Annotated in this window: 11 protein-coding genes; 5 read left to right on the top strand and 6 right to left on the bottom strand. The window is 70.1% G+C overall.

All coding sequences use genetic code 11. The annotated features are described in order from the left end of the window. Window positions 1–205 precede the first annotated feature (205 nt). The 3 genes from ACZ5LB_RS16710 to ACZ5LB_RS16700 are packed head-to-tail and all read left to right on the top strand — an operon-like array spanning window position 206 to window position 3,441. Window positions 206–2,011, top strand: a complete 1,806-nt coding sequence (locus ACZ5LB_RS16710; RefSeq protein WP_464603337.1) for a 2-oxoacid:acceptor oxidoreductase subunit alpha — start codon at window positions 206–208, stop codon at window positions 2,009–2,011. Window positions 2,012–2,019: 8 nt separating this feature from the next. Next, window positions 2,020–2,901: a 2-oxoacid:ferredoxin oxidoreductase subunit beta gene (locus ACZ5LB_RS16705; protein WP_464603336.1), complete on the top strand. Its 882-nt coding sequence runs from the start codon at window positions 2,020–2,022 to the stop codon at window positions 2,899–2,901. A gap of 12 nt (window positions 2,902–2,913) precedes the next feature. Continuing rightward, a complete protein-coding gene (locus ACZ5LB_RS16700) occupies window positions 2,914–3,441 on the top strand; it encodes a ferritin-like domain-containing protein (RefSeq protein WP_464603335.1) in 528 nt (175 codons plus the stop codon). Window positions 3,442–3,785: 344 nt separating this feature from the next. Here ACZ5LB_RS16700 and ACZ5LB_RS16695 read toward each other — a convergent pair whose 3' ends face one another. The 6 genes from ACZ5LB_RS16695 to ACZ5LB_RS16670 form a co-directional block, all read right to left on the bottom strand. Next, window positions 3,786–4,397 (bottom strand): MarC family protein, encoded by a 612-nt coding sequence (locus tag ACZ5LB_RS16695; protein ID WP_464603334.1) that lies wholly within the window; start codon window positions 4,395–4,397, stop codon window positions 3,786–3,788. Window positions 4,398–4,411: 14 nt separating this feature from the next. Then, window positions 4,412–7,687 (bottom strand): PAS domain S-box protein, encoded by a 3,276-nt coding sequence (locus tag ACZ5LB_RS16690; protein WP_464603333.1) that lies wholly within the window; start codon window positions 7,685–7,687, stop codon window positions 4,412–4,414. Between the two features lie 106 nt (window positions 7,688–7,793). Further along, window positions 7,794–8,840 (bottom strand): prephenate dehydrogenase/arogenate dehydrogenase family protein, encoded by a 1,047-nt coding sequence (locus tag ACZ5LB_RS16685; RefSeq protein WP_464603332.1) that lies wholly within the window; start codon window positions 8,838–8,840, stop codon window positions 7,794–7,796. A gap of 41 nt (window positions 8,841–8,881) precedes the next feature. After that, window positions 8,882–9,955, bottom strand: a complete 1,074-nt coding sequence (locus ACZ5LB_RS16680; protein WP_464603331.1) for an OmpA family protein — start codon at window positions 9,953–9,955, stop codon at window positions 8,882–8,884. A 45-nt stretch (window positions 9,956–10,000) separates the two neighbouring features. Then, window positions 10,001–10,990, bottom strand: a complete 990-nt coding sequence (locus tag ACZ5LB_RS16675; protein WP_464603330.1) for an aldo/keto reductase — start codon at window positions 10,988–10,990, stop codon at window positions 10,001–10,003. Window positions 10,991–10,992: 2 nt separating this feature from the next. Next, on the bottom strand, window positions 10,993–12,045 hold the full coding sequence (locus tag ACZ5LB_RS16670; RefSeq protein WP_464603329.1) for an NAD(P)-dependent alcohol dehydrogenase: 1,053 nt from the start codon (window positions 12,043–12,045) through the stop codon (window positions 10,993–10,995). 160 nt (window positions 12,046–12,205) lie between these two features. On the opposite strand from ACZ5LB_RS16670, the gene ACZ5LB_RS16665 reads away from it, so the two are divergent. Together ACZ5LB_RS16665 and chrA are read left to right on the top strand one after the other, a co-directional pair. Beyond that, complete coding sequence (locus ACZ5LB_RS16665) at window positions 12,206–12,769, top strand: TlpA family protein disulfide reductase (RefSeq protein ID WP_464603328.1); 564 nt, start codon at window positions 12,206–12,208, stop codon at window positions 12,767–12,769. 52 nt (window positions 12,770–12,821) lie between these two features. Next, window positions 12,822–13,946 (top strand): chromate efflux transporter, encoded by a 1,125-nt coding sequence (gene chrA, locus ACZ5LB_RS16660; RefSeq protein ID WP_464603327.1) that lies wholly within the window; start codon window positions 12,822–12,824, stop codon window positions 13,944–13,946. The last annotated feature ends 25 nt before the right edge of the window (window positions 13,947–13,971 follow it).

Genomic DNA, 13,971 nt, shown 5'->3' with positions numbered 1-13,971 from the left:
CTTTTCCGGCCCTTCGCCTTCTTACGTAACGACCTTTCAATTCCCTTTCCCCCGCGCAATTTTCTATCTGGCGGCCGGGCCCGGCCCGCATTGCCCGTCCCCGGCCAGATGCCCATTTCCCCGGCCGCCTCCGCTGGTTACCATGGGTCGGACGCATGGAAAACCCGGATCCGACCCGACACCCCCTTTCTGAAGGGCATCAGCCATGAGCGACCAAAGCCCGGCGCACAACCTTGTATTCGGCATGGCCGGCTCCGGCGGCGACGGTATCGTCTCCGCGGGGGATTCCCTGCTCCAGGCCGCGGCCGCCGAGGGCTACCACGGCGTCATGACCAAGAGCTTCGGCTCCCAGATCCGCGGCGGCGAATCCAGCTGCCGCGTGCGCATCAGCACCGAGCCCATCCTCAACCCCGGCGGCAACCTGGACGTGGCCGTGGCCCTGAACTGGGAGGACTTCCTGAAGTTCGGCGCCGAGCTGCCCGTGAGCGGCAACACGGTGGTGATCTACGAGGCGGCCACCCTGATTCCCCCGGAACGCATCCCCCTGGTGGGAGTGGTGCCCCGGCAGGTGATCCCCGTGCCCATGACCCAGATGGCCAAGGACACCGCGGGCACCGAGCGCGCCAAGAACACCGTGGTGCTGGGCCTCATCGCCGGCTGGTTCGGCATCGGTGCGGTGGCCGTCATGAAGGGCATCCGCAAGAAGCTGGCCAAGAAGGGCGAGGAGCTGGTGGAGGCCAATCAGCGCGCCTTCGATGCGGGCCGGGCCTTCGCCCTGGCCAATCCGCTCAAGGTCTGCATGAACATCGCGCCTTCCGAGGCCAAGGGCGCCGCCAAGCTCATCACCGACGGCAACGACATGTGCGCCGCCGCGGCGATCTTCGCGGGCTGCCGGTTCTTCGGGGGGTACCCCATCACCCCTTCCACCGAGATCATGCAGTTCTTCACGGACCACGTGTGGAAGTACGGCGGATCGGTGCTCCAGGCCGAGGATGAGATCGCCGGCATCGGCGCGGCCGTGGGGGCCTCGTTCGCGGGGGTCAAGGCCATGACCGCCACCAGCGGCCCCGGCCTGTCCCTGAAGACCGAAATGATGGGCCTGGCCACCATCGCCGAGCTGCCCCTGGTGATCGTGGACGTGCAGCGCGGCGGCCCCTCCACGGGCCTGCCCACCAAGAACGAGCAGGCCGACCTGTTCGCGGCGTGCTTTTCCGCCCACGGCGACGTGATCCGCCCCGTGCTGGCCCCCACCTGCGTGGCCGACACCTTCCGCATCACCGTCGAGGCCTTCAACATCGCCGAGCACTACCAGACGCCGGTGATCATCCTGTCGGACCAGGAGATCAGCCAGCGCAAGGAGACCCTCGACCCCATCGACGTGAGCGGGTTCGAGGTCATCGAGCGCCTGAAGCCCACCGCCCAGGACCTGAAGGACTACAAGCGCTTCGCCCAGACCGGGAACTTCATCAGCCCCATCAGCCATCCCGGCATGCTGGGGGGAACGTACCTGGCCTCGGGCATCGAGCACACCGAGGGCGGCGCTCCCACCAACAGCGGCACCGTCCACGCCCGCATGAACGAGAAGCGCACCCGCAAGTTCGATCCCCTCAAGGACCGCAAGGACCTCTTCGAGGTGCTGGGCGATCCCGCCGCCCCCCTGGCCATGGTGGCCTGGGGCAGCGTCGCCGGGGTCTGCCGCGAGGCGCTCCAGATGGCCCTGGCCGAGGGCCTGAACGTCAAGCTGATGGTGCCCTACCTGCTCTACCCCGTGGCCGAAGGGGCCTACCAGGACTTCTTCGCTTCCGTGCGCTCGGGCCTGGTCATCGAGCAGACCCACCTGGCCCAGTTCCACAAGCTCCTGCGCATGCATCTGGACCTGCCCGCCGGCATGCGGCCCCTGGCGCGCAGCGGTGCGAATCCCTTCCTGCCCGGCGAGATCGTCGCGGCCCTCCACAATCTCCTCTCGGAACTGCAGCGCAGGCACGAGGGCAAACTTCAGCCCCAGGAGTGAGGTCGACCATGAACGGTAACGCCACCTGCGATTTCCAGCCCAAGGACTACAAGAGCGACCTCAAGCCCATCTGGTGTCCCGGATGCGGCGATTTCGGCGTGCTGCAGGGCATCTACCGGGCCCTGGCGGCCATCGGGAGACCCCCCCACGAGATCGCCTTCGTCTCGGGCATCGGCTGCTCCAGCCGCATCCCCGGCTACACCACGGCGTACGGCTTCAACAGCGTGCACGGCCGCAGCCTGCCCATCGCCCAGGGCATCAAGATGGCCAACCCCGACCTGCTGGTGCTGGCCGCGGGCGGCGACGGCGACGGGTTCTCCATCGGCGGCGGGCACCTGGCCCACATGGTGCGCCGCAACATGGACATCACCTACATCGTGATGGACAACCAGATCTACGGCCTCACCAAGGGCCAGCTCTCGCCCACCTCGCACAAGGGCCTCTCCACCTGCACCTCCCGGCACGGAAGCCTCGAGGAACCCGTGAATCCGCTCCTGTACATGCTGGCCTACGGCGCGGGGTTCGTGGCCCAGGCCGCCCCCACGGACCTTCCGGGCATGGCCGCCATCATCGAGGCCGCCATCCGCTACCCGGGCTTCGCCTTCGTCAACATCCAGTCCCCCTGCGTGACCTACGGCATGGAGGAGCAGCAGCTCAAGGGCCTCAAGGCCATGCAGGAAAACCTGGAGAGCCTCGGCCACGACGCCACCAACCGGCTCGCGGCCATGGACCTGGCCCAGCACTACGGCAGCAAGCTCCACCTGGGCGTCTTCTACCGCAACCCCGAGCCGCCGCCCACCTACGGCGACCTCGTCAAGGCGCGGCAGGAGGAACTGGCGAAGAACGCCCTCCCGGTGGAGCGCATCCTGGACCTCTTCATCAAGAAGTGAACGGGAGCAACCATGACGATCCACGGCATTGATCTGGCCGCCCTGTCCCTGATGGACGCCCTTGACCTCGCCATCCTGGTGGAGGACGAGGCCATGGAGCGCTACCAGGAATTCGCGTTCCAGATGGAGCAGCACCGCACCCCCGAGGCCGCGGCGTTCTTCCGGCACATGATCGAGAACGAGGCCAAGCACGGCCGCGACCTGAGGGCGCGCCGGGCCCAGGACTTCCGGGACGCCCCCTCCCGGATCACCCCCGCCATGATCTGGGACGTGGAGGCGCCCGACTACGACGCCGCCCGCGCCTTCATGACCCCCCGCCGCGCCATGGAGGCCGCCCTCACCTCCGAGATCAAGGCCCACGCCTTTTTCGAAGAGGCCCTGGCCTCCATCCAGGACCCGGCCGTGGCCGCACTTTTCCTGGAACTGAGGGACGAGGAACTCCAGCACCAGGCCCTGGTCCGCGCGGAAATCGCGAAACTGCCGTTGAGCGACGGCCTGGACGACGAGGATTTCGTCGATCCCCCGGCGGCGGTGGATTAGTACTGCTGGTCTTGCGGGGTGAATGGGGTGGCTGAAAGTGGATCGCGCCGGTGAATGGTGGGTTCAGATCATGGTTTCCGTCTTCGCATGAACCTGGCGAATCGGGAATACTGGGCAAAAAAATAAACGCTGGGGCGCTGGGGACTCGCTGGGGCGCTGGGTGAAAAGCCTTGTGTGTGAACGGCTCGGTGCACCTTGTCATTCTTCTTCTTTTCCCAGCGCCCCAGCGAGCCCTCAGCGCCCCAGCGTTTGATCTTTTCGCTGGTTCTTCCGACCTGCCTGGAACAGGCAATGCCATGGAAAATCCTTCTCGTTTCTCACGATCCTTTCTGACCGTCCCCGCCTCAGCCCGCCATCACCTGCCGGGCGAATTTCTGGATTCCGGACAGCAGCATCTCCACGGCCATGGCCGTCAGCACGAGCCCCATGAGCCGCTCGAAGGCCATGGTCACCTGCTCGCCCAGGAAGGCGGCGATGCGTTCGGCGAATACCAGCACCACGGCTGAGATGGCCATGGCCACGCCGATGGCGCCGAGCCACTCCCAGAGCCGGGCCGGGTCGCCGGACACGAGCAGCAGTACGGTGGCGATGGCGCTGGGGCCCGCGATGAGGGGGATGGCCAGGGGCACCAGGAAGGGCTCCCCCTTGCGGGCGGATTCCGCGTGGCCCTCGGGGTGGGGGAAGACCATCTTCAGGGCGATGAGGAAGAGGATGACGCCGCCGGCGATGCCCAGGGAGGTGTCCGACAGGTGCATGAGCCGCAGGACGCCCTGGCCGAACAGGGCGAAGAACACGAGGATCACCGTGGCCAGGAGCACTTCCCGGATGATGACCCGGCGCCGGCGGGCCGGGTCCACCTGGCGCAGGATGCCGATGAAGGGCGGGATGTTGCCCAGGGGATCGGTGACCAGGACCAGCAGGATGAGGGCGGAGGTGAAGGAATTCGGGGAAGGCATCATGGTCCACCAGTCTACCGGAACTGCCCGGGGGGGCTTCCCCCGGCCAGCAGGTCCCGGATCCGGCCCACCAGTTCCTCCAGGGAGTAGGGCTTGGAGAGGGCCAGCATGTGGCCGTCCGTTTCAAGCAGCTCCTGGGTGCGCGAATCCAGGTGGCCCGTGGCCAGGAGGATGGGCAGGTCCGGCCAGCGCCGGCGGATGTGGCGGTGGGTTTCGATGCCGTTCATGCCCGGCATGTTCAGGTCCAGGATCACCAGGTCCACGGGCGGCCCCGACCCCAGGAGCACCAGGCCCTCCGCCCCGCCCGCCGCGGTGGCGACGCGGTGGCCCCGGGCCTGGAGCATGCTGGGCACCGCCGCCCGGATGAGGTCGTCGTCGTCCACCAGCAGCACCGCCAGGGGGGTTTCCGCCGACGGAAGGTCCGCCGGCCCCTGGGCGGGCGCCACCTCCCCGGCCGCCGCGGGCAGGCGCAGGCTCACCGTGGTGCCCCGGCCCTTCTCGGTGGCGATGGCCAGCGTTCCCCCGTGCGCCTTGGCGATGGCGTAGGCCATGGCCAGGCCCAGCCCCGTCCCCTTGCCGATGGCCTTGGTGGAGAAGAAGGGATCCATGGCCCGGGCCGCCACTTCGGGGGGCATGCCCGTGCCGTCGTCCTCCACGGCGATCTCCACCCGGCGCCCCGGCAGGTTCCGGGTGCGCAACACGAGCGTGCCGCCATCGGGCATGGCGTCCACTGCGTTCACGCAGAGGTTCATCAGGATGCTGGCCAGGGAGCCCCGCTCGCCCGACACGGGCAGGAGCCCCTCCTGGAGATCGGCCACCAGGCGGTACTTCTGCAGGGTGGTGCGCTTGAGCAGGTCGAGCTCGTCCCGCACGAGGGCGTTGAGGTCCAGGAGTTCGGGCTGCTGGAGGTTCTTGCGCGAGAACTTGGTGAGCCCCAGGACCAGGTCCCGGCCGCGGGTGGAGGCCTTCTCCACCAGGCCCAGGGCCTCGACCAGGGGGGCGTCCCCGGCGTGGGTCAGCCTGAGGGTCTCGACGACGGCCTGGATGGCCGCCAGGATGTTGTTCATGTCGTGGGCCACGCCCCCGGCGAGGCTCCCCAGGCTGTCGAGCTTCTGCGACTGCTGGATCTCGGCGTCGAGCTTGCGCTGGAGCTCCTCGGCTTCCTTGCGCAGGCTGACGTCCCGGAGGATGTGGCTGGTCCGGGACTGGCCGAAGCGGTCGGTGAAAAGCACCGAGGAGGTTTCGCACGGGAACTTCGTGCCGTCCCGGCGAAGGAAGATCAGTTCACCCGTCCACCGTCCGGTTCGCCTCCGTTCCTCGATGGCCTCGGGAACCCGCGGATCCGTGAGGTCGATGACGCCCTCGCGGCCGCAGGCCCGGAGCTCCTCCACCGTCCGGCCGAACAACTCACAGGCTGCGGGGTTGGCGTCCAGGATGGCGCCGTCCGGGGCCGCCAGGAGGATGGCGTCCAGGCTCCGGTCGAAGAGCATGCGGTACTCGGCCTCGCTCTCCCGCAGGGCGCGTTCCAGCGCCCGGTGGGCGGAGACGTCCCGGGTGATGGAGATGTGCACCCGCTCCCCATCCCAGGTGATGATCCGGGAGGAGACGAGGCAGGTGATGGTGGCGCCGTCGGCCTTGCGGAAGTCCAGTTCCAGGTTGTCCACCCGGCCATCCCGGTCCAGGACCTCCATCCACCGTCCCCGGTCCCGGGGATCCACCCAGGCGCTGATTCCGAAGGACGTGTGGCCCACGACGTCACCCATGGGCCGGCCCAGCAACTGGGCGAAGCGCTCGTTCACCAGCAGGTAGAGGCCGTCGGCCATGCGGCTGATGGCGATGGCGTCCGGACTGGCGTGGAAGATCAGGGCGAACCGCTCCTCGGAGCGCCGGACCACCGCCTCGGCCTCCTTGCGGGCGGTGATGTCGTGGGCCATGGTCATGACGGTGCGGCGCCCGTCCACCAGCGGACCCAGGGCCACGGAGGAGAAATCCCACACGCGGGTCGAGCCGTCCCGGCACCGCATGGGGTATTCCCGGCTGCCCTGCCGCCGGGGTTGGTCGAAATGAGCCTTGGCGGTTTCCAGGATCTCGTCGCCGTGGTCCGGGAAGGCCTGCCCGGCCCATGCCGCAAGGGTGGGCATGTCCTCGCGCGCATACCCGCTCAGCTCCGTGAAGACGCGGCTCACCATGAGGATCTCCCCGTCCTCGGCGTAGATCATCATGGGAAAGGGCACCTCCTCCACCGCATGGCGGAAGCGGCTTTCTCCTTCGCTCCGCACCCGCTCGGCCGCGAACTGCGCCCGGAAGTAGTTCGCCCGGCGGTTCCGCCAGTGGGCCGCGGCCGCGGCGATCACCGCCAGGCCCGAGGCCAGCGCCAGGAGGACCGTGTCCCTCCGCCGCCGCTGGAACAGCGCCATGGCCTCGTCCTCGTTGATGCGCGCCACCAGGAACCAGGGCGATCCGGGGATGGGCCGTACGTCCGCGAGGAGTCGCGTGCCGCGGTAGTTAAGGCTTTCCACGATCCCCTCCCGGCCGAGGATCGCCAGGACCGACGCCCGGGTCCGGTCCGCCATGGGGACCCGCTCGGTGAGGGCGGTGCCGGCGCGTGTCCGCATGTCGTTGAGGACCACCGCATCCTCCCCCTCCCGGCGCACCAGCAGCGTGTCGGCGGTGGCCGAGGGCGTGGGCCAGCGCAGGAGGATCGGATAGAGGGTCCGCGCCGGGTCGATGCGAAGCACGAACAGACCCAGGGTCCGCCCCGGGCGGAGGGTGTCCAGGATGGGGACGAGCAGATGCAGGTGGATGCCCTTCCCGTCCGCGTCCCGGGCGAGATCCAGGAAGCGGGGGCGGCCCTCGGCGAGGGCCTCCCGGGCCTCCCGCTTCAGGCTTTCGGGCAAGGGCGGCAGGCCCTCCGGAACCACCAGCCGCTCCTCGCCTCCGGTGTCCAGCAGGCGGAGTTCGTCGTACTGGCTTTGCTCCGACAACCATCGCTCGAGCGGCACGGTGGAATCCGGCAGGCGGGTTCCCGCCGCCGGCCCCACCAGGCGCGTGAAGGCCGCGATGTGGGACAGGGTCCCGGCGTCGGCCAGGCGTTCCTGGCGCCAGAGGGCGATCTCGCTGGCCTTCAGCTTCCCGACGGTGGAGAGGTGGTGTTCCACCGTGGCCCGCTCCTGGTGCCACAGCCCCCGGATGTGGCGGCCGGCCGCCAGGGCGATGCCCAGCACCAGAAGCCCCGCCAGTGCGAGGAGGGGGATGGGTGGGCGCCATTGCACGGGGGAACGGGGAGCCATGGGTCGGAACACGATCCGGGAATTGGGGTCAGGGGGTACAGGCCCAGGGTACCGTCAACCCGCCGCGGATGCGCGGGATTTCAGCCCCGCCCCACGCGATGCCCCGTCAAGCGCCGTCCGGTCCCTGCACGCGGCGGCTTTCCCGGAGTATGGCCTGGAAGACCCCGTCCACCACGTCCGGATCCAAACCCCCGGCCTGGGCCCAGTCCCTGCGGTCCCGCAGGAGCGCGGCTTCCCGGCCGGGATCCAGCACCGGCGCGCCCAGCACCGCCTTGGCCCGGCCGGCCCGGCGGCTGAGCTCGGCCCGGCGGGCCAGGAGTTCCACCAGCTCGCGGTCCAGGGCGTCGATCATGGCCCGGGCCTCCACCAGGGCCGGGGACCGCTGGCCCAGGTCGGGCATGGCGGACAGGGCCGGCAGTTCGTCCCCGCCCCCGGGCGCGGCCAGGCCCGCGTCGATGGCCTGGAGGGCCTGGAGCAGCCTGGCCCGGGCCTCCGCGGCGAAGGGGTTGAGGTTCTGGATGGAGGTGAAGAGGTGGCTGGCGTCCTCCCGCACCGCGTCCAGGGTGCGCTGGATGGCGTGGAAGGAGGGCGGCGCGAAGGGGAGGTCCGCCCCCGCGCCCACCTCCAGCAGGCCCCTGGCCAGGAAGAAGGTGATGGCGTGGGTGCTGGCCATGAGGCGGTCGTGGTCCGCGGCGCTCTGCTCCAGCACCTCGCACCCCAGGCCCCGGAAGAGCGCGGTCACCCGGTCCGCGGCGTCCTGGAACCCGGGGACGGCGCACACCACCGTGCGCAGGGGCCGCTCGGCCCGGGCCAGGCTCACGGGCCCGAAGAGGGGATGGACGCCCACGTGGGGCCCCCGCAGCCGCTCGGCCATCCATTTCGCCGGGAGCACCTTGACGCTGGCCACGTCGAAGACGATCTGTCCGGGTCCCACCCGGGGCGCCACCCGGTCCAGGGCCTCGGGCAGCGCGCCCACGGGCACGGCGAGCGCCAGGAAATCCGATTCGTCGACCAGGGCCTCCAGGCTCGGGGCGCGCACCTCCCCGGGAACGGGGGCCACGGGATCCAGGGCCCGGAAGGCGCACCCCCCCTGCTCGAGAAGCCCTCCCAGGGCCTGACCGAACTTCCCGAAGCCCAGAATCCCCACGCGCACGGACAGCCCTCCAGACCCCATTGTGACCTGGAAGGCGCCGCTTACTGGACCTTGGTTTCCTGCTTGCGCACCTCGACCTTGGCGTCGGCGACCTGGACGTCGATCTCCACCCGCCGGTTCCGGGCCTGGCCCTCCTTCGTCTTGTTGTCGGCGATGGGCTTGTCGGGGCCTACGCCCACGGTGGAGATCCGGGCCGCGGGAATCCCGCCCGCCACGAGGATCTTCGCCACCGCATCGGCCCGGCGCTTGCCCAGGGCCATGTTCAGGGCCCTGCCGCCCACCGAGGAGGTATGCCCGCTCACCACCAGCGTGTAGTCGCCGGCGTAGTCCTTGAGGCCCGCGGCGACCTTGGCCACCGCCGCGGCGCCCTCGGCGTCGATGTCCGCCTTGCCGTTGGCGAAGTGCAGCATCGCCTCGTCCAGTACGATCCGGGCCGGCGGCGGCGGCGGAGGCGGCGGGGGCGGCGGCACCGGCTTGATCTCCTCCCGGGGCGGTTCCGGGGCCGGCGGCGGGGGCGGGGGCGGAGGTTCGGGCTTGGCCACCGGTTCCGGGGCGGGAGGCGGAGGCGGGGGCGGCGGCGCGGGCGCGGCCTTGCGGGCTCCGCCCCAGGTGTACCCCAGGCCGACCAGGGCGAGAAGCTCGCTGGAATGGCCGCCGTTGGTGTTCACCCGCAGGGCCTTCAGGTCACCCTGCACGATCACCCGCTCGGTCAGGTGGGCCATGAGCCCCACGCCCGCATGGTAGTTCAACTTGTTCTTGTCGCCGTCCACCAGCGGCGCGTGCATGCGCGTGAGGCCCGTGCCCACGGCCAGGTAGGGGTACCAGTTAGGCGCGCCGGGGTTGAGATTGTAGAGCGCCGACACCAGGCCCTGGTACTCGTGGGTGCCCTCGTTCGTGACGCGGACGTCATGGTTGGTGCGCAGCGCCTTCAGGTCCAGCGACCAGGTGTCGGAGAACCAGTGTCCCGCTCCCAGGCCGAAGGTGGCGCCGTCGTTGAAGTAGTTGGTGACCTTCCGGAAGGCCGCCCCGCCCTGGACGGTGCCGTAGGACTGCCCTTCCTGGGCCATGAGGCCGACCGCCGATGCGGCCAGGAGAAGGAGAAGGGATTTCCGCATATCGCCTCCTTGTATGGATTGCCTGCGCAATCATACATCACGTCTTCACCGCCCCGTGATGCGTTCCAGGGCCTCGGGATACCTCGCCCCGTGGACCTCGATCGCCTTCAGGGCGGCCTCCACGTCGCCCAGGTCCCCGGCGGAGAGCTCCAGGTCCACGGCCCCCAGGTTCTCCTCCAGGCGGGCCAGGCGGGTGGTGCCGGGGATGGGGACGATCCAGGGCTTCTGGGCCAGAAGCCAGGCCAGGGCCACCTGGGCGGGCGTGGCGCCCTTCCGGGCGCCGATGCGGCCCAGCAGGTCCACCAGGGCCTGGTTGGCCTTCCGGGCCTCCGGGGCGAACCGCGGGAGGTTGTTCCGGAAGTCCCCCGGGGCGAAGGAGGTCGTGGCGTCCAGGGCGCCCGTGAGGAAGCCCCGGCCCAGGGGGCTGTAGGGCACCAGGCCGATGCCCAGCTCCTCCAGGACGGGCATCACCTGGGTTTCCACCCGCCGCTCCCAGAGCGAGTACTCGCTCTGCAACGCCGTGACCTTCTGGACCGCGTGGGCCCGCCTCACCGTGGCCGCCGAGGCCTCCGAAAGCCCGAAGTGCCGGACCTTGCCCGCCTGGATGAGGTCCTTCACGGCCCCCGCCACGTCCTCGATGGGCACGGCCGGGTCCACCCGGTGCTGGTAGAAGAGGTCGATGACGTCGGTGCGCAGCCGCCGGAGGGAGGCCTCGGCCACCCGGCGGATGTTCTCCGGCCGGCTGTCCAGGGCGGGCCCCTCCGGGGTGGGGGGAACCCCGATGGCGAACCCGAACTTGGTGGCGATCACCACCCGGGAGCGCAGGGGCTGGAGGGCTTCGCCCAGGAGCTCCTCGTTGGTGTAGGGCCCGTACATCTCGGCGGTGTCGAAGAAGGTGACGCCCCGGTCCACCGCCGACCGCAGCAGGCCGACCATGGCGGCCCGGTCCGGCACCTCGCCGTAGGCCCAGCTCATGCCCATGCAGCCCAGGCCCAGGGCCGACACCTCCAGGTTTCCGATCCTCCGGGTGCGCATGGTCAGCTCCTCAGCGACGCGATGTCGATGACGAAGCGGTACTTCACGTCGCTCTTGAGCATGCGTTCGTACGCCTCGTTGATGTCCTGCATGCGGATCATCTCCACGTCGGACACGATGCCGTGCTCGCCGCAGAAGTCCAGCATCTCCTGGGTCTCCCGGATCCCGCCGATGAGGGAGCCCGCCACGGACTTCCGCCCCAGGATCATGGGCACCGAATGCAGGGCCGGCTCCAGGGGTCCCAGGTAGCCCACCAGCACGAGGGTGCCGCTGGGGGCCAGGGTGGGCATGTAGGGGTTCAGGTCGTGGGCGTAGGGCACGGTGTCGATGATGAGGTCGAAGCGCCCGGCCACGTCGGCCATCTGGGCCGGGTCCGTGGAGAGCACGATGCGGTCCGCCCCCAGGCGCCGGGCATCGGCCTCCTTGCCCTTGGACCGGGTGAAGAGGGTGACCTCCGAACCCAGGGCCTTGGCCAGCTTCAGGGCCATGTGGCCCAGGCCGCCCAGGCCCACCACCGCCACGCGGCTGTCCTTGCCCGCCTTCCAGTGGCGCAGGGGCGACCAGGTGGTGATGCCCGCGCACAGCAGCGGCGCCGCGGCCTTCAGGTCCAGCCCGTCGGGGATGCGGAGGACGAAGGCCTCCGACACGAGGATCTTCTCGGAATAGCCGCCCTGGGTCTTGGTGTGGTCGTGGCGGTCCTCGCCGCCGTAGGTGCCGGTGAAATCGCCGCAGTACTGCTCGTCGCCGTCCTGGCAGGGCTTGCAGTGCCGGCAGGAATCCACCAGGCACCCCACGCCCACGGCGTCGCCCACCTTGAACTTCGTCACCTTCTCCCCCACCCCGGTGACCCGGCCGATGATCTCGTGCCCGGGGACGATGGGGTACGTGGACCAGCCCCAGTCGTTGCGGGCCGTGTGCAGGTCCGAGTGGCAGACGCCGCAGTAGAGGATGTCGATGACCACGTCGTCGGGCCGGGGGTCCCGGCGGTCGAAGCGGTAGGGAGTCAGGGCGTCCGTGGGGGACGTGGCGGCATAGGCGCGGACTGGGGTGGGCATGGGTTCCTCCGATGGGTGGTGCACCTCAGAGTTTAGGAACCGACGGCCCGAATGGATTGCCCAAAGATCCGGAGTTTTAGCCTGATCCTCCGGTTGCCGGTCCGGACCCGGATCCCCCCCCGCGCCCGAACCGGGTAAGAATGGTCGGAAGGAGGCGACCATGGCTTCGTTGGGCGAATGGATCGAGGAGAAGCGCACCGAGGGGCTGGGCACCGGGCTCTCCCTCCTGTTGATCGCGATCGGGGTGACCGGGCTGGGCTGGATGGCCGTGCGCGCCTTCCGGGGCGGGGACGCCGGCTCCTCCTTCGTCGGCCGCAACGTCTCCGCCCTCGCCCTGCGGGACGCGGAGGGCCGCACCCGGACCCTGGCCGAGTTCCGGGGCCAGGTGGTGGTGCTGGACTTCTGGGCCACCTGGTGCCCCCCCTGCCGCATGAGCCTGCCCGAACTCGCCGCCCTGCAGGCCGCCCAGGGCCCCGCCTACGCCGTGGTGCCGGTATCCCTGGATCGCACCGGCTTCGGGGCCGTGACCCCCTTCTTCGCCGCCAACCCCACCATGGCCCTGAACGCCATGGTGCCCTCCGACCCGGCAGGCCTGGCCAAACAGGTGGGCGAGATCCGCGCCATCCCCACGACCCTCATCGTCGGCCGGGACGGCAAGGTGAAGCGGGCCTGGATGGGCTTCAGCCCGGGACGTCTCGACCGGGAGCTCAAGGCCGAGCTGTGATCCGCCGGGCGTAATGGGCAGCGGCGCCATCCCACAATCTCCCGGCGGGGACATGAACCCGGCGCAGGGAGCGTCCCCCACCGGACGGCTCAAGGAAGTCGTCCTCCTTTTCCTGCGCCTGGGCTTCACGGCCTTTGGCGGGCCGGCGGCCCACATCGCCCTCATGGAATCGGAAGTGGTGCGCAAACGCCAATGGCTCACCCGGGAGGAATTCCTGGACCTCCTGGGCCTCACCCAGCTCATCCCTGGACCCAACTCCACGGAGATGGCCATCCACCTGGGCAGGCTCCGGGCCGGGTGGTGGGGGCTGGTCCTGGGCGGCGCCGCCTTCATCCTGCCCTCGGCCCTGATGGTCGGAGGCCTGGCCTGGGCCTACGTGCGGTACGGCAGCCTTCCGTCGGCCCAGGGCTGGCTGTACGGGCTCAAGCCCGCCCTCATCGCCGTCGTCCTCAAGGCCCTGTGGGGCTTCGGGGAGACGCTCCTGAAGGATCGGCTCCGCTGGGCCGTGGCCCTGGGCTCCCTGGCCGCCGCCGCCCTCGGAGTCAACGAGCTCTTGCTCATCGTCCTCGCGGGGGCCGCGGTGCTTTTCGTGCGGGAGGGGCTGCGGGGCCGCCGCGCGCTGTCCCTTTCCTGGCTCCCGGCCCTGGGCGTTCCCGCCCTGGGCACCGCGGGCCTGTTCTTGACCTTCCTGAAGATCGGCTCCGTGCTCTACGGTAGCGGGTACGTCCTCCTGGCCTTCCTGCGCGCCGAGTTCGTCATCCGGCATCCCATGCTCACGGAGCGCCAGCTCCTGGATGCGGTCGCCGTCGGCCAGTTCACGCCCGGCCCCGTCTTCACCACGGCCACCTTCGTGGGGTACCTGATGAAAGGCTGGCCCGGCGCCGTGGCGGCCACCCTCGGCATCTTCCTTCCGTCGTTCCTCTTCGTGACCCTCGCCCACGGCCTCATGGAGAGGCTTCGCGGCTCCGCGCGGGTGCGGGCCTTCCTGGACGGCGTGAACGCCGCCAGCCTCGCCCTCATGGCCATGGTGCTCCTGGAACTGGCCCGGGCCGCCGTCACGGACCTCTGGACCGTCGCCCTGGCGATCACCTCCGGCGTCCTGCTGTGGCGGACCCGGTGGAACCCCACGTGGATCCTGCTGGGCGCGGGGGTCGTGGGCATGCTGGCGCGAAGGTAGGGCCAGGGCCGGCGGGATCGGCTCA

Source organism: Mesoterricola sp. MK458, from assembly GCF_055384935.1.
The sequence above is the reverse complement of the archived record's forward strand: the minus strand, read 5'-3'. Positions and strand labels throughout refer to the sequence as shown.